We start from the raw sequence: 22637 nt of genomic DNA on the forward strand, positions 1-22637 counted from the left end.
TACACGCCTCCCTTTTACTGGATAGACGTGATCATGGCTCAGATTGTTTCACTGCACCTAGCAGGCACTGCACCCAGCAGCTTTAGCAATGTTCCCCCTTGTGCGGTGTATACCTCATTTCTAACGGACCTCAGCGCCCCTATCCCCTCCGAAAATGCCTTATGCAAAACGTAACAGACCTCACAGCCGTTATTTAGCCATTTTGCCGCCTCAAGAGGGCAATATGGTTCAAGTAGCGACCGCTCGGTCCGTTAGAGCAGAAATATGGCTGATTTTGATCAAATAAGGGCTGCTCGGTCCGTTAGCGTTCCCAGCAAAAGGTTTCTTTGTTTTACAAATGAAAAAGGGACCCCCAAGTTTACGCTTGTAGGTCCCCCGCTTTCTTATGTTACACGCTACCCCACAACCCCTGTACCAACAGCGCAAGCAGCTTGACCGTCTCGGCACGTGTCGCCGGAGCCTGTGGCGCGAAGTTCGTGCCGCCGTCTGCCGCTGGGCGGCCTGTTACAAGGCCCGCCTGCTGCGCAGCCGATACCGCAGGCGCCGCATACTTAGCGATTGCGCTTGCGTCCGAGAATGTGTTCGGTTCATCGCTGTTAGGCAGCTCATAGCCAACGCTAGCCGCGAAGCGAACAAGCATCGTTACCAGTTGCTCTCGCGTAACGGTAGCGTTCGGCTCAAACTTGCCGCCGCCCGTGCCGCCAACAATGCCGAGATCCGTTGCCCACTCGACCGCATCTGCGTAGTACGAGTTTGCACCGATATCCGTATAGCGGGAGCCCGTGTAGCTGCCCGGCTCTACGCCCGCAATCCGAGCAAGCAAGAGCACCAGGTCAGCGCGTTTCATCGGCGCATTCGGCGCGAATTCGGTTGCGCTCACGCCTGTAATTACTCCCCTTGCTGTCAAATAAGCAATTGCATCCTGCGCAAAGCTATTATTCGTATCTTGGAATGCCGCTGCTGCATGGCCGACCGTATAGCCCACCTGCAGCTGGCTCGTTCTAAAGTAAGCCTCACCGCTGCTTGCATCATATCCGCTCTGTACAATTGGCTTCGCCGATCCGTCACTGCCTACCGTATATGGAATGATCGCATTCGGATTATCACCCTGCAACGCCTTGTATGGCAAACGAATTTCAACTTTGCCTGCCAACTGTTGAACAGGCTTTCCGTTCGCTTGTACGCGGATGCCGACGACCGGCTTCCCTTGGTTCGCCCCTTTTCCTTCCCTTGCGTTAACCGACACCGCCAACTCTCCATCGCCCGCCGCCATTACTAGCGCATTCCAAACCGCGCGATCCAGCGTGATGGTTCCCAGATTCGTCTCCAGTACAACGGTGGTGAGCCCTGCTTTCGCAAGACGCTCGACGCTCTCATGCGACAGCTTAACCGTCCCGCCGCCAGCCGCGAACGTAGCGCTCAACTCCAGCCCTTTTGCTCCGCTACCGGATTGGTTGATGATGCTAATGGCTTGATCAACCAAGGCCGTAGCCACCGTGGATTCCAGTTGGCCGTTAGCGGCTTGGCCTGTTGGCAATGAAATGACTGCATAGGATACGCCCTCATGCTTCTCCGAAGTAACGCTGCCGCCTGCTGCTGATCCAGCGCCTGCACTGCTGCCGGAGCCAGCGTTGCCGCTGTTGCCGGTATTGCCGGTGTTGCCGCCGTTTCCACCGTCGCCACCGTTACCGCCATTCCCACTGCCCGCAGCAGCCGAAACCGTCACTTCACTCGAAGCTACGCCATACCGGTCGGCACTAACCGCCGTAATCGTCGCCGTACCTGCCGCGATTGGCGTCACCTTGCCTGCTGCATCTACCGTTGCAACGGCCGGATTCGACGAAGCCCACGTTACGGCCGAAGAACCGCCGCCCGCTGCTGGCACAACCGTCGCGGCAAGCTGTCCCGCAGCGCCGCCCACTGTCAATGCCATCGTCGCTTGATCAAGCGTGACCTTCGCCACATCAAGCTGGAATACCGCAACCGTTCCGCTCACCTCGTACGCTACCAGCAGCAGCGGCTGCCCGGTTGGGCTGATCGATGCTGGAATAAATTCAATGCCCTCTGGCCCTGTATCGGTATTCAAATTATCCTTCGGCGTAAACACCCGCGTATTCGTATAATTGACGAACGACGCTTGCGCCGGGTCCGTCACATCGTACATCATGACTCCGCCTATCCGTTCAAGTCCAACGAACGCAAGCGTCCGCGATCCGACTTGGCCAACCTTCACGTCCTCCGGTTCAGGCCCTTTCTTGGCGCTGCGGTCGTCCATCGCTGTCTTCGCATGGCTAGCATTAAAGTAGCTAGGCAGCCGTTCCGCAGTAATTCGTTCGAATTCATTGCCGCTGTCGAACACTTGCGACATCGTATCGGCGTTCCAGATCGAGAACGAGCGCCCGCCATACAAGTAAATGCCGTCATTGCCCATGTCACTGACGACTTCTACGCCGTCATACGCCACCTTGCCATTCAAAAATTGCGCCGCTGCCGAGCCCGGATTCAGGCTGCCCTTCATCGTGCCAAGCTTGCTCGCATTCGTGCGTCCCGGCCACTCCGTCGCATCGCCCTCGTTCGCGCTAAGCAAGTACGTCGCCCCGCCTACCGTATAGGAAGCGATGCCGTCTGGCATGTACATGCCGTAGAACGGAACGTTCTCCAGCTTGATGCTGCCCTCCTTCACAAGGTCCAGCGCATTGCGCGGATCGTTCAAATCTTTCAGCCCCAAGCCCCGAACCGACGTAAACTGCTTGGTGGCCAAATCCAGCGTCGCAATCGCGTTGTTTTCTTGCAGCGAAACATAGGCTTTCGTCGCATCGCCAGACAACGCGATATATTCCGGTTCCAGATCGTATAGTGCATCTGCTTTCGTCCCGCTGCCGCTAATGATGCCCGTCACAGGGTCTGCTGCCCCGCGAATATGCACCGCATCATCAATGATCGATGGGTTATCGAATTCAGCGTTCACAGCGACACCTGATTGCGTGTCCAAAATCGTAACGCTGCCCTTCCCATCCACGCCCGCTACACGCGGCTCTGCCTCATTCGCCGTCAGCACGTAACGGCCGTCCGGCGTGGACTTGATCATGTCCGGCTGTACGCCCGCTTCATACGCCGCAATGAGATTGCCGTCGTAATCCAGCGCAAGAATACGCCCGTTCTTCGCGGCATCCTTCTCTTGAACAGACACATAGATGCGCTTATTCACCGTATTAATATCAACGCTCGTCAGGTCGCCATAGACGAAGCCGCCCGTTTCTGCCAGCGTCTTCACCGCTACAGTCGCGTCCTTCGTAAGCGCCTGGTTCGCAGATAGGCTGACAATATCCAGGCTCGGCGGGTTCGAAGACCCGTTCACGAGATAAAACTTGCCGTTATCCTTGTTGTACTTCACGATTTCAGCGACACCGCCGTCCGCATTCGTAACACCGACCGAATACTGCCCGATTTTGGACACGTTCAGCTGGTTCTGGAACCCGGCAGGGTTCACATTCAGCGCCAGCGTGCTCGTCGTCACCTGTGGGGAATAAGCCGCATCGGTAACGGATAACGTCACTTGCGATGCTCCAGCCGCCAGCGGCGTTCCCGAGATGACGCCTGTGCCTGCATCAATGCCAAGCCCCTGCGGCAGCCCTGCTGCCGAGAACGCATAAGGCTTCGTTCCGCCCGTTGCACCCACCGTTGCTGAATAAGGCACACCAACTGTCGCTGCTCCCAATGCCTGCGTCGTTACATTTAATGGCTCAATTGCTACGCCCCATGCGCCAGAAGCGCTGTTGCGCGGGCCTTTCTCCGATACAACCACAGCATCCGCTGCGCTGTAATCGACCTGCTGGAAATCCGACTTGTTGTTATCCGTATCAGCACGGTCGATTCGGCGGATCGCATTCTTCTTGGACGTACCCTCTGCGGATCCGCTTGGATAAGCCGTCTCAAAACCATCCATCGTGCTTCCCGCATCATTGCTTCCCGTTCCAACCATATCAACATAGCCGGGAGCCTTCGTGCCCGCTCCATCGGTATCGAACGGATTAACGGCAGCAAGGGCTGCTGTATCGCTGACTAACGCCACTTTCAGCCCTTTATTGTTAATATAGCGGTCCCATGACTGGTCTCCACGCCCGGTCAAATCCAGCTTCGCGCTTGCCGCTGCCGTCCCTGTTTCCTTGCCAGTGATCAAGTAACTGGAATGGGCTTTAATCGTTCCCGTAAGGGCGAGCGTCTCCCAGCCATTCGTCGGCCCTGTCGTTGCATTCGTGCCGCGGTCCGCATATTGCAGCGACCAGCCCGCCAAGTTCACGTCCGCGTTCGTTGGATTGTAGAGCTCTATGAAACCATGAGTCGAATAAGCATCCGTCGCTGCTTTCAGCCCTGCGCCATACACTTGGTTGATGATAATGTGCGGCACCGTGCGGTCATACGTGCCATTCGCCTGGTAAGGCGCGCCCGCCAATACGGCTGCTGAAGCGAACGCCTGCGCGCCGCCGATCGACGGTACGGTTTGGAGCAATGCCGTCGCCACTGCGAGCGACATCGCGATTTTTTTCTTCTGCATCATAAACATGAGTGATTACCCTCCCGTTGTGGCCAGTCCATCCACTGTTCCTTATCCGGTGTGAGCATATCATCCCCATGTAAACGGGACATGTTCATCTTTTAAAGATTATGTAAAACTATTTGCTTAAATTGCGTCGATTTCGTTTATAATGAACGTTAACCATTAACAATTGGAGGGTCATGCATGATACAAGTAAAAGAGTTCGTAGATACCGATACGGTGTATGCGGAGAGAACAGCAAATGAATTTCTAGCGGGGCTGGAGGAAGACCAAGTCGTTAGCATCTGCTACGGCTCAATTATGAAACCGACTCGTGGAGGTTCATCCACCCAACGAAGCACGATTCTACTCGTCTACAAGACCAAGAAGTAAACGATTTTCAAACAATACAAAAAGCCGACCTCACGCGGTCGGCTTTTTCATGGCTAACTGAGGCCATGCGTTCAAGCAAAAGGTTGATCAGCCCAAGATCCCCATGCTCAGGCCTTCAATAGGGCAGAGTTACATCTTCTCGAAGCGTTTACTCGTATTCACGAGAACTGGCAGGCTCTTCGTTCCATTAACCATAGGAGACGAGCACTGCGAGCATGTTGGCACAGCCTCGAATGCAAAGTTATCTCTCATCCAACCGTTGCAGTCATCGTTCGTACAAAGCCAGACTGCCGTTTCTTCCTCTGGAATTTCCTCTACAGGTTTTTTTCTTGAGTACATGGAATGAGCCCCTTTCTCCTAAGTTTACAGAGAGAAAAACTGCCCCTAACTTGCGTCAAGGGCAGTTTTGACTAGCTTACAGCTTTACAACGTTCTCAGCTTGTGGTCCACGGTTGCCTTGTACCACGTTGAACTCAACGCGTTGGCCTTCGTCCAACGTTTTGAAGCCGTCGCCTTGAATAGCGCTGAAGTGAACGAATACGTCGCTTCCGCCTTCAACTTCGATGAAACCGAAACCTTTTTCTGCGTTGAACCATTTTACTGTACCTTGTTGCATGGATATTACCTCCAACAAAATTAATTTCACATGATCTTCATTACTCAAAACGAAATAAAAAATCACATGATGGAAAGGGTTACATTGCACGAAATGATAACCCTTTCCATCATGCGAGTGAGTTCCCGAATTGTATGCCTATAATAGCACAGTTTGTTCCAGAACGCAAACAACATCCATTCTTACTTGTCAATACCTAATTGCTGCCGTCTGCCAAGCTGCGGCATCATCATGAGCAAAGCCCCTACCAAGAATAGCAATCCGCTAATTCCATAAACAGACAATAAAGAAGTGGAGCGCATAAGCGGCCCGCCAACTGACATTCCGATGACCATCATGCCCATAAACATCGGGGTCAGAACACCGCCCACTCGTCCAACATATGCGTCATCCGTATTTTTTAGAATCAACGTTTGAATGCCGATGTGGATGCATGGGAAGAACAGTCCCGAAACAATTTGCAGCCCGATTGTAATCGGCAAGCTCGTCGAAGCGCCAACACCAACTGTTCCAATTGCGCTGATGAGCAAGCCTGCTGACAGCAGAAGCTGCGGCTTAATTTTGCTCGCCAGAGCCATGACCAGCCCCCCGCCCACGAACATCGCTGCGCCATTGACCATCAACAGCCATTGCAAAAATTCAGGCTTCTTGCCCAAGTTATCAATAGCAACGAATAAAGCAAGCGGCTGAATAAGCCCTGCGGCCAAGCCAGCAACCGTGAACGTGAAGCCAAGCGTTCGCAGCAAGCGGTTTCTGCCCACATATTGGAACCCCTCCTTCAGTTGCTCGCGCAAGCTTCCGCTCGGCGCATCCTCATCCTCTGGTTTGGGGTCGGCAGGCAAGCTGGATAGCAGAAGCGCTGAACCCAGCATCATTGCACCCATTACACCGATTGAAATCTCTAAGCCAAACTGCCCGTAGACGAATGCGCCGATGATCGGCCCGATCACCATAAAAATCGCCATTAACGTCTGGAACATCGCCATTACGCCTTGCAGATGGTCCTCCGGGACATGGCGCTTGAACAGCTTCATCGCGGAAGGCTGTGAGAATTGTGACAGCATCGCAGACACGAAGGTCGCGGCGAACAGCGCCTGCCAAGAGCCCATCGCGACAACGACTAAAACGGCACCTGCCGACACCGCCGACAACAGGTCGCTCCATACCATCGTCCGTTTTGGGCGCCAACGGTCAGCGAACGCGCCGCCGATGAAGGCGAACAAAAAGATTGGCGTAAACTCCGCGATTGAAATAAGCGATACATAGGTTGGATTGTTGTTCGTCTGCTCCGTCACATAAAGCAGGATAGCAAAATTCCGCACCCAGATGCCGAGCTGCAACAGCATATACGACATCATAACGGTCCGAACGATCGGATTGCGAAACACGAATACCACTCCTTTTTTCCAAAGATTTAGGCATTGAACCACCTCTGTATGATAATAGACACAAATTGTTTTTGTCTAGATAAATTTAGACTTATTTTTATTTCGTTTGGTTAATTATCGATTCAGTTCTCTCTCTCCCCCATTCCATTAACGTCCCTTCGGACCTTCCTCCAATATTTGCTTGAAACCTATTTCGACATCCTCCCGTCGGTAGGTGCAAGCACGCCATACCAAAATACACTTCTAAGGAGCCAAACACCTATGAAAAAATGGCACTTCCCTATCGTTATCGCCGTCATTCTCGCCATCGCATTGAGCGCCTGCTCAAGCAGCTCGGATAAAGGCAGAACGGAGCCTCAACTCGAAACGACAAAAACAGCACAAGAAATGACGACAGATATGTTAACGAAAGTCGAGTCGCCCAGGCTTATCCCACTTGAAGGCGATATGGTCAAAGATATGTATCACCTCGATCCCGCACTGCTCGATCAATATTCGATCCTCACTCCGATGATCAACCTGAAAACAGATGAAATCGCCGTATTGAAAGTGAAGGATGCAAAGGATCTCCCCACGATAGAAGCCGCTGTGAAGCAGCGCGCTGTTGATATTCAGAAGACGTTCGAGCATTACTTGCCGGATCAATACGAGAATGCCAAAAACTATAAGCTAGTGACCAAAGGCAACTACATCCTGTTCGTCATTTCCGATGCAGAACCATCCGGCAAGCTCGAAGCCGCGTTTAACAGCTACTTCACAGCGAAGTAACCGGCATGGTATTTAGCAGCCTGCTGTTTTTATTCGTTTTTTTGCCTATCGTGCTGGCGCTTTACTATGCATCGCCTTGGCGTATTCGCAACCTGCTGCTGTTCATCGCCAGTCTCGTGTTCTATGCCTGGGGAGAGCCCGTTTACATCGCCATTATGCTGCTCTCCTCTGTTGCCGACTACAGCTTCGGTTTGCTGCTTGGCAGGTCCGGACAGTCGGCCAAGCGGAGCAAGTGGATCGTCATCGCTTCGGTAATCGTCAATCTAAGCTTGCTCGGCTATTTCAAATATGCGGATTTCCTAATCGGAAACATTAACGGATTACTCGGCACCGACATCCCGCTGACAGAATTGCCGCTGCCGATCGGCATTTCCTTCTACACGTTCCAATCGATGTCGTACATCATTGACGTGTATAAGGGCAAAGCCAAAGCCCAGCGCAACTGGATCGACTTCGGCACGTTCGTCGCCTTGTTTCCGCAATTGGTCGCCGGTCCAATCGTGCAGTATTCTACACTTGCCGAGCAGTTAAAGAACCGAACGGCTACCGTCTCGATGTTCGCTGAAGGCGTAAGGCGATTTCTAATCGGATTAGGCAAAAAAGTGCTGCTCGCCAACAACATCGGGCTGCTCTGGGATACCATATCCGCCAGCCAAGCGGATACACTGCCTGTGCTAACGGCTTGGCTCGGCATTATCGCTTACGCGTTCCAAATTTATTTTGATTTTAGCGGTTATTCCGATATGGCGATCGGGCTCGGGCTTATGCTCGGCTTCCGCTTTAACGAAAACTTTCATTATCCTTACGTGTCCAGGAGCATCACCGAGTTTTGGCGGCGCTGGCACATTTCGCTGGGCACGTGGTTCCGCGACTATGTCTATATCCCGCTGGGCGGCAACCGGCGCGGGCTGCTCATTCAGGTACGCAACATTATGATCGTCTGGCTGCTGACGGGCTTATGGCATGGGGCAAGCTGGAACTTCCTCTTGTGGGGCTTGTACTTCGGAGTCATTCTGCTCGGGGAAAAATGGTTCCTCCTCCGGCTGCTCGCACGGCTGCCGGGCTGGGCCAGCCATCTCTACGCCCTGCTGCTCATCGTGCTCGGCTGGGTGCTGTTCGCCTTCGACGACTTATCGCGAATCGGCGAATATCTGGGCGCGATGCTTGGCCTAAACGGCCAGCCGCTTTGGGATGATACCGCGCTCTACCTCGCATATACGAACGCGGTGCTGCTGCTCGTGCTCGGCATCGCCGCGACGCCTTGGCGCAGGCTTCGCCGCAGCTATCATCCCGTGCTGCAGCTAGCTTGGTATGCAGCACTGTTCTTGGCATCGACTGCTTATCTGGTCGATGCTACGTACAATCCATTTTTATATTTCCGCTTCTAACAATCACTATTACATGCAGAAAAGAGGTGCACGATGGGCCGCACAGCAGAACGAGTGCTCGCGTTCGGATTCGTATTTGCCATCTTCGTTGTAGGGCTGTCGCTGCTCGTGCTGCCGATTCGCCCCTTCTCCGAGCTGGAAAACCGCTCCTTGCAGCGCCTGCCGCAGCTGTCGTGGGACACGCTTTGGTCGAAGGAGTTTGCGAAGCAGGCCGAAGCGTTCGTCACCGACCATTTTCCGCTTCGCGGCGATTGGGTTTGGGCGAAGTCTGAGCTGGAGCAGCTGCGGGGCCAGCGGGAAAACAATGGGATCTACCGCGGCCAGGATGGCTACCTGTTCGAGAAGTTCAAGCAGCCCGACGCAGCTGCCGTGCAGCGGTATACGGAAGCAGTACAGAAGTTTGCGCGGCGGCATCCCGAGATGGGCATGGCGTTCATGCTTGCGCCGACTTCGGCAGGGTTCTATCCCGATCGGCTTCCGTGGCTCGCCCCTTTATTTCCGCAATCTGAGGTGAATGCCACCATCGGCAACGGGCTGAAGAACGTAAACACACTGTCCTACTTGAACGGCTTTGATTTTCTGCATGCACAAGACGGCGGCGATACGAGGGGTGAATCTCACCCGATTTTTTATCGAACCGACCATCACTGGACGACGTACGGCGCATATCTCGCCTATGCGGCTTATGCACGGTCGCAAGGCTGGGAGCCCAAGCCGATCAACTGCTTCCAGATCGAGACGGTATCGCGCTCGTTCCTCGGCAGCTACCATACGCGGAGCCAGTTCAGCGGCGTGAAGCCTGATTCGATTCAGGCCTACCATCCGCTGAAACCCGTCCATTCGACGATGTATATCGCCGATACGAATGAGACTCGGGCGAGCTTGTACGATGCTAGCTTTCTGGACAAGAAAGACAAATACAGCTACTTTCTCGGCGGCGTGCATGCGCTGGCGGCCATTACAACCAAGCTTCCCGCAGCCGATGTAGACATGCAGAAGCTGCTCATTCTGAAAGACTCCTATGCGCACAGCGTCATTCCGTTCTTAACGCTGCATGTCCCTGAGCTGCATGTCATCGACATCCGCTATTACAACGGAGACATCGATGCTTATATGAAGGAAAACGGCATTACGAATGTGCTCATGCTGTTCAACACCTCGACATTCGTCGAAAACAACAGCCTGCTGAAGCTCAACCAATCGGCAGGAACCGCGGCATAGGCCCTCTGTTGTTCATCGAGGCCATTCATTCCTAACCGCCGCCTGATGGCGCGGCAGCCGTAACAGCAACAGCAAAAAAGCCTTCACGGCCCTGTCGGCCGTGAAAGCTTTTTTGTCATTGTTAGAGTGGTTCCCGCCCCTGCTCGATACCGTAATAGGCTTGCAGCGCAGGAATTAGGCCAAGTGGATTGCGCAGCAAATCCTTAGCACTAAAGAAGATATCGCCGGTTACTTCGGGATGCTGTTTGTTATAGTGAAGCTGGTTGATGATCTCCTGCGCAGATTGCCAGCCTGCCTCTGCCGTCCCCAGCTTGTATGGCGAATGGCCGATATACAGCTTGACCTGCGTGCCGCTAACCTCGCTTGACCACCAATCCACCAGCTTGTCGTACCGTGCGGTTTGGAACGATAAGCTCCAATAAATTTGCGGGACGACATAATCGATCCACCCCTGCTTAATCCACGTCCGGACGTCTGCATACATGGAATCGTAGGCGGTAACAGACGCTTTCGTATCCGATCCTGTAGGGTCAACCGACTGGTTGCGCCATACGCCGAACGGGCTGATGCCGTACGCAACGCCTGATTTGGCCGCATGGACCGTCTCGCCCAGCAACCGGACGAACTCGTTAATATTATCGCGCCGCCAGTCGGCAAGCTTCGTGAATCTCTTGTCGTTGTAGGCTTGGAAGGTTGCCGAGTCGTCGAACGTGCCGCCCGAAGGGTAGAAGTAATCGTCCAAATGAACGCCGTCCACATCGTACTGTGCGACAACCTCCATAATCGTATCGATAATATGCTGGCGTGCCGCCGGTATGCCCGGATTAATGTACGGCTTCCCGCCAGCGTTTACGATCCATTCGGGATGCTGCTTCGTCACATGGTTGGCCGCAAGGCTTGCCGTCGAGGCGTCAGTGCTTGCCCGAAACGGATTGAACCACGCGTGGAACGCCATGCCCCTGCGATGTGTTTCATCTATAAGGAACGCGAGCGGATCATAGCCCGGATCCTTGCCTTGAACGCCTGTAAGCACCTTCGACCACGGCACCAGCTGCGAGGAATAGAGCGCATCTGCCGCTGGGCGGACTTGAACGAACACGGTGTTAATGCCCATTCCTTGCAGTTGGTCCAGCAGCTTCACATACTCCTGCTTTTGTTTGTCCGCATTGCCGTATGCGCCCGTACTTGGCCAATCCAGATTAAACACGGTCGAAATCCACGCCCCATGCAGCATGCCATCTTGCTGGCCGGCCGAGGGATCGGAAGGGTCCACCGGATCGACAGGCGATACAAGTGTAATCATCCGCGTCGCTTGATCATAACCGACCGTTAGCCCAAGCTGTTCGCTGACGAATCGAAGCGGCACCATGACGCGCCCTTGCTTTACCTGCACCGACGCGCCCAGCTCGACGCGCGCGCCATTGACCTGGGCAGTAGACTGGTTTGCCGTCATAACAATCGTCGTGTAATCCCTTCGGATCGTCGCCGTCTTCGTCTGCTGCACCCATTCGATGCTGGCGCCCAGCCCTTCACTAATGACGCGAATCGGTACCATCGTGACGTTAGCCTGCGGTATAATATAGGGAGGCGAATCCGTTACGAGCTTCTGCCCGTCCAAATAAATAGAGATGCTTGGCGGCTGCTTCGCCTGTGCATTCGCCGATCCCCCTCCTATGCCTGTGCCGATCATAACCACTACGAGAATAAGTGCCATTAACGCCGCAATCCTTCGGTTTGCCTTGCCGGCAAACCCGCTTGCTCGGTTCATTCCTCAACCTCTTTCCTATCAAGTTGTGATGCTATCCCTTTAGACGCCGCTGCCGTCCGATTAGTTGCCCTAGCTTATCCCATTTTCGCTTCACACAAAGGAGACCCTCTATGCGCTGGATACCCGCGGCACGAAGCCGCCATTGGTTTGCTGTGACGTACATTGCCGCTATCGTAATGGCCGTATCGCTATGCTGCATTCGTTTTGGCCTATTCGGCCAAACATTGACGCTTACGCATGCGCTTCGCTTTACTCTGCTAGCGATTGCGCTAACCGCCCTTCCCGGCCTGCTGGGCTGGTTCGGCGCCCGGCTCCTCTGGCTATTCGCCATGATCGGGAATGCTGCCGGGCTTGCATTCATGGCGCAGGCCTCACGCGCAATGACCGGCTGGGAAGACCTCACTAGCCTGCTCATGTTCCTGTTCACCGTTATTGGAGGCTATATCATCGGCATCATTGCCGAAATTGCCGCTTGGGGAATTCGAAGAGGCCGCCGTTAAGTCAAGGCCGCCCCGCTTCCGCATCGTTCGCTTGCCGCCACTGCGTGGGCGGCATCCGCTTCAGCCTCTTAAACGTCCGGCTGAAATAATAGATATCGTTGAAGCCTGTCTCAAGCGCAACCTGCGAGATGGTCATGCTGGTGGCGCGAAGCAGGCTTTCTGCTTTATTGATCCGAACCAAATTGATGTATTCGACCAGCGACTTATCCGTAATTTGCTTAAACAATCTACTAAAGTGATAGCGGCTAAGGCCCACTAATGAAGCCAGCTCCTCAACGGCCAGCCTATCGCGGTAATGGGCATCAATGTAAGCAAATACAGGCGCTAGCCGCTCCATATCCTTGAGCTTATGCCCGTACTCATCCAACGCCGCCGAGGCTGCAACGTACTTGCGTACGAGAATCGATAACAGCCCGTACAAGTGGGACTTTACGGACAGCTCGTAGCCTAGCTCCTTCCGCTCCAGCTCACCAATGATTGAAACCATGCACCGCGTAACGTCTGCATCCCCGGACACTCGATTTTGAAATAGCAGCCGGTTGTTCAATATGGGCGTAATGAATTTCGTTTCGATCGCATCGACCGAATGGCTATGCAGCAAAGCGATATCGACAATCATCGTATAATAGGACAAATCCTCAGACGTACCGACGCCATAATGCAGCTCATTGCTGTTCACGATACACAGGTCGCCCGCACGATACGCATAGGGCGCAGAGCCGCATTCCACCATTGCCGTCCCTGATACAAAATACAAAAATTCCAAATGCTCATGCCAATGATGCGGAAACAGCGTAGCGCCCTTGACAATCCTATGGGTGTGGCAAGGATGCAACTTAATTGGAAACGAAGGGTCGGGCATCGGCATCGGTTCCCGCAGATCAAGCCAGTTCATCAACTTCCTCCTAAACCGCACGATTGTACAAATATAGAGCATGCTTCTTCATGGTTTGCTCTGCGAATCCTATTATAATACGAATTAACAACAAACGTTATCGATAGGAGCGTGTTTAAGAATGAACCCTATTAAAATCGGCGTAATCGGCACGGGCTCAATCTCGTCCTTGCATCTGCAGGCTTACAGCAACAATAAACAAGCCAAGCTTGCCGCTATCTGTGATATTAACCAGGAGAGAGCAAAACAAACCGCCAAGCAATATGGCGTCGACAAAACCTACTTCGACTACCGCGAACTGCTAGCTGACCCGGACATTGATGCGGTAAGCATCTGTACGCGGAACGATACCCACGCTCCAATTAGCATAGCGGCGCTGGAAGCCGGCAAGCATGTGCTGATCGAGAAGCCGCTGGCCCGAAACGTCGAGGAAGCTCTTGCGATCCAAGAGGCCGCGCGCCGCTCTGGCCGGATTTTGCAAGTGGGGTTCGTGCGGAGATACGACCCGAACGTCCAGCTCCTCCAGCAGTTCGCCGATCAGGGCGAATTCGGGGAGCTCTACTATGCCAAAGCCTCGACAATTCGAAGGCTGGGCAATCCGGGCGGCTGGTTCGCAGACGTTACCCGCTCCGGCGGCGGGCCGCTCATTGATATCGGGGTCCACGCCATCGATTTATGCTGGTACCTAATGGGACGCCCCAACGTGCGGACAGTCAGCGCCAACACCTATACACGTCTAGGCAACCGCTCGAACATCCAGCACCTCTCCTTCTATAAAGCAGCCGACTACGATGCGAACCTGAACACGGTTGAGGATTTAGCCAATGCGATCATCCGTTTCGACAACGGCGCTTCCTTAATGGTGGACGTGAGCTACACCCTCCATGCTAAGCAGGATGAGGGCTCCATTCGATTGTACGGGGAAAAGGGCGGCTTCGAGATCGACCCGGCGATCGCCATCGTAACCGAGAAGCATAATACGATTCTCAACATCCAGCCGCAAACGGACAGCTCGGCTGGCTTTAATGCCGATGCCGCCTTCGGCAACGAGATTAATCATTTCATTCAGTGCATCGCCACAGGCGCACAGCCGATCAGTCCCGTAGAAGACGGCGTCGCCATGACGAAGATTTTATGTGCCATTTATGAATCCGCGGCAAGCGGCAAGGAAGTACAGCTATGAAATTAGGCATAAGCACCTACTGCTTCTGGCAAGCGATGCAGCGCGGCGAAATCGACGTCCTGCAAGCCATCAGCCATATTGCCGAGATGGGCGGCGAGCATGTCGAGATCGTTCCGCTGGGCTTTGATTTACATGGCAATCCCGAGCTTGTCGAAGCGATCAAAGCCCATGCAGCCGAAGTTGGCCTTGCGATATCCAATTATGCGATTAGCGCAAACTTCGCCGGGCTGGACGATCAAGCTTTTGAACAGGAAATCGAGCGCGTAAAGCAGCATGTGGACATTGCCTCCGCCCTGGGTGTACAGTTTATGCGGCATGACGTTGCGAATGCAAGCGACCGCTCTATCGGCAAGTTCATGAAGGATCTGCCCAAGCTAGCGGATGCATGCCGCCGAATTGCCGATTACGCTGCTCCGCTCGGCATTACGACAAGCGTCGAAAATCACGGCTACTATGTGCAAGCTAGCGACCGAGTGCAACTGCTCGTCCAAGAGGTGGATCGCGCAAACTTCCGCACGACGCTCGATATCGGCAATTTCGTATGCGTGGACGAGAATCCGCTGCTCGCGGTTCGCAACAACCTGCCTTACGCATCTGTCGTGCATGTCAAAGATTTCTACATCCGCCCTGCGGAAAACGATCCCGGCGAAGGCTGGTTCCGTTCCAGCGGCGGCGCTTACCTGCGCGGCGCAATCGTCGGGCATGGCGATCTCGATATTCGCTCGGCGCTGCGATCCGTGCATGAATCGGGGTATGACGGCTATCTGGCCATCGAGTTCGAGGGCATGGAGCCTTGTGTCTCTGCAACGAAGCTGGCGCTAAACAACACCCGGCGAATATGGGAGCAATTAAATACAGCTAAAGGAGCGATGCCCCTATGACAAACCAGCTGCCTTCTTGGCCAATCGGCGTTATCGTGGACAGCTTCCGCGTTGGCGTTCGTGAAGGCTTGTTGAAAGCCAAGCATGCCGGAGCGGACGGCGTCCAAATCTATGCGGTTTCCGGGGAGATGGACCCGGCGAATCTCTCTGCTTCCGCCCGCCAGGAATGGAAGCAGTACATCGCATCGCTCGGCTTGCAGGTATCAGCGCTGGTCGGCGACCTTGGCGGCCACGGCTTTCAAGATAAACGCGCCAACGCCGAGAAAATCGAGAAATCCAAACGGATTCTCGACCTCGCCGTCGAGCTTGGCACCAACGTCGTTACAACGCACATCGGCATCATACCGGAGGACCGCAATTGCGAGGTTTACGAGTCGATGCATCTCGCATGCAAGGAGCTAAGCAGCTACGCGAGCAGCATGAACGCCTATTTTGCCATTGAGACCGGTCCTGAGCCTGCGCTGCGCTTAAAGCATTTTCTGGATGGACTCGGCTCCAAAGGCGTCTCCGTCAACTTCGATCCCGCTAACATGGTCATGGTTACGGGCGATGATCCGGTCCAAGGCGTCTATACGCTGAAGGACTATATCGTTCACACGCATGCGAAGGACGGCATCCGCTTGCGCGAAGTCGACCCTCGCGAAATCTACGGCGCGCTAGGCTTCGACGGCATGGACCATGAGAAGCTGGCGAAGCAGGCCGAGCTGGGCGATGCGTTCCGGGAAGTGCCGCTCGGGCAAGGCGGCGTCGATTGGCCCGCTTATCTGCAAGCGCTTAAGGCAATTGGCTATGCCGGATATTTGACGATTGAGCGCGAGGTCGGGACGAACCCGGAAGCCGATATCTCGGCAGCGGTCCAATTTTTGAAACAACACATGCAATAGAGTAATTAACAGCTCGCACCGGCGATTGAAAAGAGGCGTTTCCCCTGCTGCATGCCGCAGCTTCGGGAAACGCCTCTTTTATGATGATTTCAATAGCGTGTACAGATGGTCGACCGACCGCATCGTGTATTCGAACAGAACAGGCTCGCCGCCCTCTAGCAGCACAAGGCACGGCACGCTTGCAATTCGCCAACGCTCCCGCAGCACGGGCGCGAAGCTAATATTGATTTTACGGACCGGAACGGGAATCCCTGTCGCCTGCACAACTTCCAGCATCCGCTCTGCAACTTGGCAAGTGCCGCACATGGCGGTATAGAACAAAACAGCTTCCCGCCCATGTACGCCTTCACCCATGAAATCACCGATTTCGCCGCCTGCGGTTCGTATATCCTCCAACAGCTCCCGTTCGGTTCGCTCCGTAAGCCCCATTACTGCTCCCCCTTCAATGAGCTACCGTTCATGGTACTCCGGATTGTTATGGCGATTGCATCCAAACAAGTAGCAGCCCGTTCGAATGGACGTTGCAAACTTCATTGCAGGCATATGGCCGGATAAAACATCCTCTACCATCCGTTCAAATTCCTGCCGCTCATGAAGCAAACGGCTGAGATACTCTTCTTTCTCGCGTTCTGTCCAATCCTCGCCATACCCATTAAGTTCGGCTTCATCGCGTTCTTCTTGGTTTTGCTTTATGCATTCGTTTGCAATTTCATTCGCACGGGCAATTCGGTTGGTTTGAACGAGGCAAAATACGAACCGCTTCACCCAATCCGGCGACTTGTAATACATGCTCCATTCTTTTTCAAACCATTCAACCGCCTGCTCGTAGCGGCGCAATTCCATGTACAATTCTGCGACTGCGACGGAGCCAACGAACTCATCATCGTTTTCCGAGAATGTGCCTAGCTTCATTTGGGCCTCATCTGTCCTGCCAAGCTCAATCAAACATTTGATATGGCTGTACAAGCTGTAGTCAGAGAGCCGCGCACATTTCAAATAATACTTAGACGCTTGCGCCAAAGCGCCCAACTGGTATTTGGCTACCCCTAAGTTATTATAAGCTTCGCCGGTAGGATGAATCGCAATCGCCCGAAGCAAAGCATCCGACGCCTCCTGCCATCGCTCCAAATGAATGAAAACTTCACCCAGAAGGTTATAAGGCAAATGGGATGGCGGCTGAAAGCCCACCACTTCCATCAGCAATGGAAGGGCAGCTTCGTAGTTATTTTCCTCATACGCATAGATCCAACTTAGATTCGTTAACGATTGGACATCCCGCGACTGGCTCACAGCTTCTTCAAAAAGCAATAGCGCTTGCTTATAGTCATTGTTTTCGAGACATTCGATTGCCCGTTTATTAATTGTAATCGTCATTCATTCCTCATTTTCGCCCGTAATCGGCTTTAATCTCGCCCCATAGCTTCGTCTGCCACTTCAGCACCTTGTTCTCGTACTTATTCGTCTTCAGCCATTGCACTGCATCATCCACTAGCCGCCAAATCTCTGCTGTCGAGGCGTCCCTCACCAGCGTAGAGGCCACTGCCTTCTGATTGAGCCATTTCATCGCATTGACGGAATCGGTATATACCGTTTTGTTGCTTCCAAGCTGCTGTAAATACCGCAAAGCATGTACAATCGCGAGAAACTCGCCGAGGTTATTCGTTCCTTTACGAATCGGGCCGCATGCAAAAACAACCTCGCCCGTCTGCGTATCGACGCCCTTATATTCTGTCGGTCCGGGGTTGCCGCTTGTCCCAACATCGACCGATATGCTGTCATAATCAATCTCCAAGCTGTCTGGTGCAACAGCTTTCGAAGCTGCTGCGCGCGGCGATGAACGGTACGCTGTTGAGCGTCCTCCTGCTGCACTTGCTGATGCCGAAGCGCCTGCTGGCGATTTGCCCTGCCCCCAGTTCGTTTCCCATCCTGCCTTGAACGCTGCTTCCGCCGCTGCCTTGGACTCGAACGACTTGAACTTTGCCCCTTCGAACTTATGCGTCTGTTTCTGGCAATCCGCCCACGTCGCATAGACGCCCGGCTTCCTGCCCACCCATACTACATAATGCTTTGAACCTGCCATTCGCGCACCTCCAGTGTTCCTAGATTACCTTATTTGGAGACGAATCGCCACATGAGATCGTTCTTATTGCATGGGTCCCAACAAAAAACCAGCTAAGCGCTAGGCTTAACTGGTTCCCGTTACCTAACTAGCCCTTTTGGATGAGCGTGATCAAGTAAGGCTTGCTCGTTTTCGATTTTCCGTCAATATAAACGTCGATTTTGCCGAACCGGTAGTAATAATAATACTCGTCAAAATCGACTTCGCTCTCTCCTTGGCTCTCCGGCTTGCCCAAATACTTCTCTATCATTGCCCACGTCAGGTTTGCCGGGAGCTGTGCGCCGCCAATTTCCGCTGCGAACAGCGGACCGGTTGGTTCCAGTGCTGCAGAGAAGCTTAAGCCGGTGTTCGGCGCCTTCTCAAAAATCGCAAAATCCGCGCCCGCGCTATAATAGCTATCCGTCTGTTTGCCTAACAGCTTCTGAACCTGTGCCTTGGACATGCCCATCGTGAGGTTGAAGCCGGGGATTTTGCCCGCCGTCAGGTTCGCCTTCGTGTTGCTATCCAGCGCAAACTGGTAAGCTTTCACGGCCGGTGCCTTCGGCATGCTGCTGGAAACCGCAAACGCCGGCTCATTCGCGTAACGTTTGATCAGCGCTGACCCTGCATTATAATCGCCCTTCTTCGTCGCGCCGCCATATGGCGAATCGTAGCCGTAGAACAGCGTCTCCGTTTCCTTAAGCAAATAGGCGTTCGCGTCCCACTTATACGTCGTGAAGTACCAGCCTGCCGCATCTGCATTGTTGTACGCAACCGTCTGGAAATAAATCGAAGTGAAATTTTTCATTTTGTACGATGTCGATAGTGCATAGCCCGCCTTGGATTTTCCCTTTGCCACGAATCCAAGCTTCTTGATCGCCGAGCTTGCTGTTACGGCGTATGCCTCAAACGTATAATAATTGCTGGAGTCCCGTTGGCCGATGACGATGAGGTCCGGCGTACCTTTAGCTGCGCTTGCTACTTTATAAATAATGTTCTGGCTTGGATTCACGTCCATCGGCTTGCCGTTATTGACCGCCGTCTTCTGTTTCTTGCCATCCGCTACTAAGTAATAGCTGCCGCTGTAAATGATATCCCCCTCATTCCCAAACGCGGAAGGGTCCTTCACGGTCTCCTTACTCTCCTTGTCCGACGCAAAAGCGACCACATGCACCTTGCCCGCCGTATCCTTCACCTGGAAGGAATACCTTGCTGCCGCCGCTTCTGCGGAAGGAGCGACGCCGATTGCTGCTGCAATCATCGCCAACAACGTAAGGGCCATCAACCCACGTTTCCATTTGATCCGTTTCCTGCTCATGCTGTACCTCGTTTCATTTTCTGATATGAGACTATTTTCCTGCGACTAACATCCTATTTTATACCATATTAAAATACAAAAAAACAAGAGAGCTGCTAGAATTAGCAACTCTCTTTCCTCATTTGGCCGTTTATTGTTGTACTTTTCATTGCGAAACGCGCTTGCCAAACAGAAATCTGCCCTGCCAATACGCATTAAAATCGCTAACGACAACGCCCGGGTCGCCGTAGGTCTGAATGAATTTTCCATTGCCCGCATATAAGCCGACATGCCCGACGATCTTATTGCTCTCGTACCGATTGGGCGTGTAGAAGAACATGAGGTCCCCCGGCCGCAGATCGTTCTCCTCTACCGTAGTCCCCAGTTGGGATTGCGCACGCGAGGAGCGCGGAAGATCGACGCCGAACCGATCGAATACATGCCGGGTAAAGGAGGAGCAATCGAATTTGCGCGACTGCGCATAGGCCTCCGCACCGAATTGATAAGGCGTGCCAAGGAAGCCTTTCGCATACTCCACTACAGCATTCTCATCCACTTCCGGTGCCGCCGCTAAAGGCTGCATCGAATCTGACTTCGCATCAACCATTCCTTTGGCAGTTACCCGCCCCCTGGCGTTAAACATTTCCCGGTCATCGATCGCATCGACATTCAACCGATAGAGCTTGCTGTCCCAATCGACGTTCGTCCCGAGCAATCTTGCCAGCGATTGCTTGGTCATGTAAAGCTTGTTGCCTAACTGCCGCGGCGCTTGCGGGAGAACGATCTTACTATCGCCAGCAAGCGCTTGGCTGCTGTCCGTCCGGATCACATATGCGGCATCCGTATCTCCAATGGCGGTGATGCCGTTGGCCTCATGCAGCTTCAGCCCCATCGGGCGAACGGCTTCCGCCACGGGCACCCACACCCGTCCGCCAGCCTCCTCATAAACCGGCATGCGGTATACATTGGTCCGGCCCGCAACCATTAGGCTTGCGGTTCGCTGCTGCATCCCGGCATCCGGCTCACGGTTCGCCCGCGGCCCGCCGCAGCCTCCAGCCGTTAGCATGGCGAGCACAAGCGCCAGCAAGAGGCTCATTTTGGCGAGCCTACTGCATTTGAACATAAAGAAAAACCCCTTTCCCGTGATGGGAATAGGGTTTTCCATTGATGGAATATTATGCGCGGCGCTGCCACAGCCAATATACGGCAAGAAGCGCGAGCAGAAACCCCGCATAAATGCTTAATAGCACTACGGCGCTTTGCCGGTCGTCCATCAGCTCATGGCCTAGGAAAGCGAAAGTTAACATTGCCGGAATTTTGCCTAGCGCAGACGCAATCGCGAACGTCGATAACCGAATCGACAGCACCGCAGGAACGATATTGACGATCACGCTCGGGAAGACTGGGATGAGCCTTGCCACGACGATAATCAGAAACGGCCGCTGCTCTAAGAGCGCGGACAAGCGCTCGGTCTGCCGGTATCGCTTCAAATACGTACGCCCTTGCCGATGAAAATATCGCTGGACGAGCACAAACAAGAGAATAGACGCCAGATTAGCCGCAAGCCAGCTCAATAACGCCCCCACCCAAGGGCCGTACATAATGCCGAGCGCTCCGATTACGATTTTGTAGGGCAGGATTGGCACGAATGCGAGCGCAGTCGCAACGAGAAACAACAGCCACGCTGGCGCTTCGCCATTTTCCATCCATTCGGACAGGTCGTGACGGTACACGTAGAGAACAATAGCTAATAGAGCATACGCAATAATGACTCGCCACACCTTCAAGATGCACACCCTCCATTTTACCTGATTGCCATGCGCTATAAAAAAGAGCCTCCCCCTCGGGAAGCTCGACTTCCTTATGCTTTTATACCAAATGTCGGCAGCCCTTGTCTAACCCGGCGGAACTTGAGATAGGACGCGACACGCCATGGCACCACATAGGAGAAAGCCACAAGAACGAACAATGCGCTCATCGTCTCTGGCTCAAGCCCGTCAATATAATTGCGCAGTGCAAAACGAATGGCGAATACCGCTAAAAACGAAATGATAAGGCCCTTACTGCGCTTCGCGTAAATCTGGTTATCATTGCGCACCTCGTAATCAGTCGTCCAGATGAGCGGTATGGACAGCACAACGCCAATCGCTACTGCGATCAACCACTCCGAAGCCGTCGCATGCGCCTTAGGATTCATAATGACGTACACACCCGGCAGCATGAACAAAATCGGCATAAGCAGCCGCACGCCCGTCCCGCTCATCGGCCGGTAAAAATTGCGCATCGTCCGAAACAGCACCAGTGCCGCGACAATCAAAATAATTGCATATAACTCGCCAGTTGCCACTTATTACGCACCTCTTTCCCTCTATACAGATAGTTTCATCATACACCTAATACTACCACTTTTGGATGTCTGGTAAATAATAAATAAATACATATTATAGGAGAAGATTGAATGATAGCTCGTATTTCAAGGCATGCTCTCTACTCGGAATGAAGAAAACAGGTTATATTCCTGCCCTATTTACCCGCTCGTTGCTCAACAACGCCAATAAGGCAGATATTCCTGCCCTATTTACCCGCCAGTTGCTCAACAACGCCAATAAGGCAGATATTCCTCCCCTATTCACCCGTCAGTTGCTCAACAACGCCAATAAGGCAGATATTCCTCCCCTATTCACCCGTCAGCCGGTAGCGTCAAAAAGTTTGTGTAGTAGATTTATCCATCAGGAAGGCGAAGCCTGTTAGTTGTTGTTGCCCCACTAGGGGGCATCGTTCAAACAAAGGCGCAGGAGGCTTTTCACATCATCCTCCGTA

At 53.5% G+C, this 22637-nt stretch carries 22 protein-coding genes; 9 read left to right on the forward strand and 13 right to left on the reverse strand.

Annotated features, from left to right (window positions below; translation table 11 throughout):
• Positions 1 to 388 precede the first annotated feature (388 nt).
• The gene (locus tag GON22_RS07295) at positions 389 to 4564 is read right to left on the reverse strand and encodes a choice-of-anchor I family protein (protein ID WP_160395450.1); all 4176 of its coding nucleotides are present in this window, start codon (positions 4562 to 4564) and stop codon (positions 389 to 391) included.
• A 177-nt stretch (positions 4565 to 4741) separates the two neighbouring features.
• On the opposite strand from GON22_RS07295, the gene GON22_RS07300 reads away from it, so the two are divergent.
• Positions 4742 to 4930, forward strand: coding sequence for a hypothetical protein (locus GON22_RS07300; RefSeq protein WP_160395451.1), 189 nt, complete (start codon positions 4742 to 4744; stop codon positions 4928 to 4930).
• Between the two features lie 129 nt (positions 4931 to 5059).
• Here the strand turns inward: GON22_RS07300 and GON22_RS07305 are convergent, their stop codons facing one another.
• The 3 genes from GON22_RS07305 to GON22_RS07315 form a co-directional block, all read right to left on the reverse strand.
• A complete protein-coding gene (locus tag GON22_RS07305; RefSeq protein ID WP_006038905.1) occupies positions 5060 to 5269 on the reverse strand; it encodes a cold-shock protein in 210 nt (69 codons plus the stop codon).
• A 76-nt stretch (positions 5270 to 5345) separates the two neighbouring features.
• Positions 5346 to 5546, reverse strand: coding sequence for a cold-shock protein (locus GON22_RS07310; RefSeq protein ID WP_160395452.1), 201 nt, complete (start codon positions 5544 to 5546; stop codon positions 5346 to 5348).
• A 182-nt stretch (positions 5547 to 5728) separates the two neighbouring features.
• Positions 5729 to 6934, reverse strand: coding sequence for an MFS transporter (locus GON22_RS07315; protein ID WP_160395453.1), 1206 nt, complete (start codon positions 6932 to 6934; stop codon positions 5729 to 5731).
• A 261-nt stretch (positions 6935 to 7195) separates the two neighbouring features.
• Here GON22_RS07315 and GON22_RS07320 point away from each other — a divergent pair, with 261 nt between their 5' ends.
• From GON22_RS07320 to GON22_RS07330, 3 genes are read left to right on the forward strand one after another with little or no spacing between them, the layout of a single operon-like run.
• Complete coding sequence (locus GON22_RS07320; RefSeq protein ID WP_160395454.1) at positions 7196 to 7702, forward strand: DUF4358 domain-containing protein; 507 nt, start codon at positions 7196 to 7198, stop codon at positions 7700 to 7702.
• Between the two features lie 5 nt (positions 7703 to 7707).
• Entirely contained in the window at positions 7708 to 9090 is a 1383-nt protein-coding gene (locus GON22_RS07325) for an MBOAT family O-acyltransferase (protein WP_160395455.1), read from the forward strand.
• 33 nt (positions 9091 to 9123) lie between these two features.
• Positions 9124 to 10311 (forward strand): DHHW family protein, encoded by a 1188-nt coding sequence (locus GON22_RS07330; protein WP_160395456.1) that lies wholly within the window; start codon positions 9124 to 9126, stop codon positions 10309 to 10311.
• A gap of 121 nt (positions 10312 to 10432) precedes the next feature.
• Here GON22_RS07330 and GON22_RS07335 read toward each other — a convergent pair whose 3' ends face one another.
• Entirely contained in the window at positions 10433 to 12079 is a 1647-nt protein-coding gene (locus GON22_RS07335; RefSeq protein ID WP_202113128.1) for a family 10 glycosylhydrolase, read from the reverse strand.
• A gap of 110 nt (positions 12080 to 12189) precedes the next feature.
• Between GON22_RS07335 and GON22_RS07340 the strand changes: the two genes are divergently transcribed.
• Entirely contained in the window at positions 12190 to 12579 is a 390-nt protein-coding gene (locus tag GON22_RS07340) for a hypothetical protein (RefSeq protein ID WP_160395457.1), read from the forward strand.
• Between the two features lies 1 nt (position 12580).
• Here the strand turns inward: GON22_RS07340 and GON22_RS07345 are convergent, their stop codons facing one another.
• Positions 12581 to 13474 (reverse strand): AraC family transcriptional regulator, encoded by an 894-nt coding sequence (locus GON22_RS07345; RefSeq protein WP_237179056.1) that lies wholly within the window; start codon positions 13472 to 13474, stop codon positions 12581 to 12583.
• 121 nt (positions 13475 to 13595) lie between these two features.
• Here GON22_RS07345 and GON22_RS07350 point away from each other — a divergent pair, with 121 nt between their 5' ends.
• Genes GON22_RS07350 through GON22_RS07360 form a run of 3 tightly spaced genes read left to right on the forward strand, consistent with a single transcriptional unit; the run spans position 13596 to position 16422 of the window.
• Entirely contained in the window at positions 13596 to 14657 is a 1062-nt protein-coding gene (locus GON22_RS07350; RefSeq protein WP_160395459.1) for a Gfo/Idh/MocA family protein, read from the forward strand.
• Positions 14654 to 15538: a sugar phosphate isomerase/epimerase family protein gene (locus GON22_RS07355; RefSeq protein ID WP_160395460.1), complete on the forward strand. Its 885-nt coding sequence runs from the start codon at positions 14654 to 14656 to the stop codon at positions 15536 to 15538. Before GON22_RS07350 ends, GON22_RS07355 begins: the two co-directional genes overlap by 4 nt.
• Positions 15535 to 16422: a sugar phosphate isomerase/epimerase family protein gene (locus GON22_RS07360; RefSeq protein ID WP_160395461.1), complete on the forward strand. Its 888-nt coding sequence runs from the start codon at positions 15535 to 15537 to the stop codon at positions 16420 to 16422. The genes GON22_RS07355 and GON22_RS07360 overlap by 4 nt, the downstream gene beginning before the upstream one ends.
• A gap of 78 nt (positions 16423 to 16500) precedes the next feature.
• Here GON22_RS07360 and GON22_RS07365 read toward each other — a convergent pair whose 3' ends face one another.
• From GON22_RS07365 to GON22_RS07395, 7 genes are all read right to left on the reverse strand, one after another.
• Entirely contained in the window at positions 16501 to 16851 is a 351-nt protein-coding gene (locus tag GON22_RS07365; protein WP_160395462.1) for a thioredoxin family protein, read from the reverse strand.
• A 21-nt stretch (positions 16852 to 16872) separates the two neighbouring features.
• A complete protein-coding gene (locus GON22_RS07370) occupies positions 16873 to 17796 on the reverse strand; it encodes a tetratricopeptide repeat protein (RefSeq protein ID WP_160395463.1) in 924 nt (307 codons plus the stop codon).
• Positions 17797 to 17803: 7 nt separating this feature from the next.
• Positions 17804 to 18502, reverse strand: coding sequence for a ribonuclease H (gene rnhA / locus GON22_RS07375; protein WP_160395464.1), 699 nt, complete (start codon positions 18500 to 18502; stop codon positions 17804 to 17806).
• 127 nt (positions 18503 to 18629) lie between these two features.
• On the reverse strand, positions 18630 to 19838 hold the full coding sequence (locus tag GON22_RS07380) for a hypothetical protein (RefSeq protein WP_160395465.1): 1209 nt from the start codon (positions 19836 to 19838) through the stop codon (positions 18630 to 18632).
• A gap of 145 nt (positions 19839 to 19983) precedes the next feature.
• On the reverse strand, positions 19984 to 20940 hold the full coding sequence (locus GON22_RS07385) for a C40 family peptidase (protein ID WP_160395466.1): 957 nt from the start codon (positions 20938 to 20940) through the stop codon (positions 19984 to 19986).
• Positions 20941 to 20992: 52 nt separating this feature from the next.
• On the reverse strand, positions 20993 to 21598 hold the full coding sequence (locus GON22_RS07390; RefSeq protein ID WP_336604273.1) for a TVP38/TMEM64 family protein: 606 nt from the start codon (positions 21596 to 21598) through the stop codon (positions 20993 to 20995).
• 80 nt (positions 21599 to 21678) lie between these two features.
• Entirely contained in the window at positions 21679 to 22164 is a 486-nt protein-coding gene (locus tag GON22_RS07395) for a CcdC protein domain-containing protein (protein ID WP_160395468.1), read from the reverse strand.
• A 107-nt stretch (positions 22165 to 22271) separates the two neighbouring features.
• Between GON22_RS07395 and GON22_RS07400 the strand changes: the two genes are divergently transcribed.
• The gene (locus tag GON22_RS07400) at positions 22272 to 22568 is read left to right on the forward strand and encodes a hypothetical protein (RefSeq protein ID WP_237179057.1); all 297 of its coding nucleotides are present in this window, start codon (positions 22272 to 22274) and stop codon (positions 22566 to 22568) included.
• Positions 22569 to 22637 lie beyond the last annotated feature (69 nt).

Source organism: Paenibacillus sp. MMS18-CY102 (assembly GCF_009789195.1).
Classification (GTDB): domain Bacteria; phylum Bacillota; class Bacilli; order Paenibacillales; family Paenibacillaceae; genus Paenibacillus_T.

What these genes read in the sequence shown, in the direction of transcription:
- GON22_RS07365 (WP_160395462.1), bottom strand. Translation starts at nt 16,851, where the DNA reads ATGGGGCTTACGGAGCGAACCGAACGGGAGCTGTTGGAGGATATACGA.
- GON22_RS07370 (WP_160395463.1), bottom strand. Translation starts at nt 17,796, where the DNA reads ATGACGATTACAATTAATAAACGGGCAATCGAATGTCTCGAAAACAAT.
- GON22_RS07300 (WP_160395451.1), top strand. Translation starts at nt 4,742, where the DNA reads ATGATACAAGTAAAAGAGTTCGTAGATACCGATACGGTGTATGCGGAG.
- GON22_RS07310 (WP_160395452.1), bottom strand. Translation starts at nt 5,546, where the DNA reads ATGCAACAAGGTACAGTAAAATGGTTCAACGCAGAAAAAGGTTTCGGT.
- GON22_RS07305 (WP_006038905.1), bottom strand. Translation starts at nt 5,269, where the DNA reads ATGTACTCAAGAAAAAAACCTGTAGAGGAAATTCCAGAGGAAGAAACG.
- GON22_RS07295 (WP_160395450.1), bottom strand. Translation starts at nt 4,564, where the DNA reads ATGTTTATGATGCAGAAGAAAAAAATCGCGATGTCGCTCGCAGTGGCG.
- GON22_RS07345 (WP_237179056.1), bottom strand. Translation starts at nt 13,474, where the DNA reads ATGAACTGGCTTGATCTGCGGGAACCGATGCCGATGCCCGACCCTTCG.
- GON22_RS07380 (WP_160395465.1), bottom strand. Translation starts at nt 19,838, where the DNA reads ATGAGCAGGAAACGGATCAAATGGAAACGTGGGTTGATGGCCCTTACG.
- GON22_RS07325 (WP_160395455.1), top strand. Translation starts at nt 7,708, where the DNA reads ATGGTATTTAGCAGCCTGCTGTTTTTATTCGTTTTTTTGCCTATCGTG.
- GON22_RS07330 (WP_160395456.1), top strand. Translation starts at nt 9,124, where the DNA reads ATGGGCCGCACAGCAGAACGAGTGCTCGCGTTCGGATTCGTATTTGCC.
- GON22_RS07385 (WP_160395466.1), bottom strand. Translation starts at nt 20,940, where the DNA reads ATGTTCAAATGCAGTAGGCTCGCCAAAATGAGCCTCTTGCTGGCGCTT.
- GON22_RS07350 (WP_160395459.1), top strand. Translation starts at nt 13,596, where the DNA reads ATGAACCCTATTAAAATCGGCGTAATCGGCACGGGCTCAATCTCGTCC.
- GON22_RS07355 (WP_160395460.1), top strand. Translation starts at nt 14,654, where the DNA reads ATGAAATTAGGCATAAGCACCTACTGCTTCTGGCAAGCGATGCAGCGC.
- GON22_RS07360 (WP_160395461.1), top strand. Translation starts at nt 15,535, where the DNA reads ATGACAAACCAGCTGCCTTCTTGGCCAATCGGCGTTATCGTGGACAGC.
- GON22_RS07335 (WP_202113128.1), bottom strand. Translation starts at nt 12,079, where the DNA reads ATGAACCGAGCAAGCGGGTTTGCCGGCAAGGCAAACCGAAGGATTGCG.
- rnhA (WP_160395464.1), bottom strand. Translation starts at nt 18,502, where the DNA reads ATGGCAGGTTCAAAGCATTATGTAGTATGGGTGGGCAGGAAGCCGGGC.
- GON22_RS07320 (WP_160395454.1), top strand. Translation starts at nt 7,196, where the DNA reads ATGAAAAAATGGCACTTCCCTATCGTTATCGCCGTCATTCTCGCCATC.
- GON22_RS07340 (WP_160395457.1), top strand. Translation starts at nt 12,190, where the DNA reads ATGCGCTGGATACCCGCGGCACGAAGCCGCCATTGGTTTGCTGTGACG.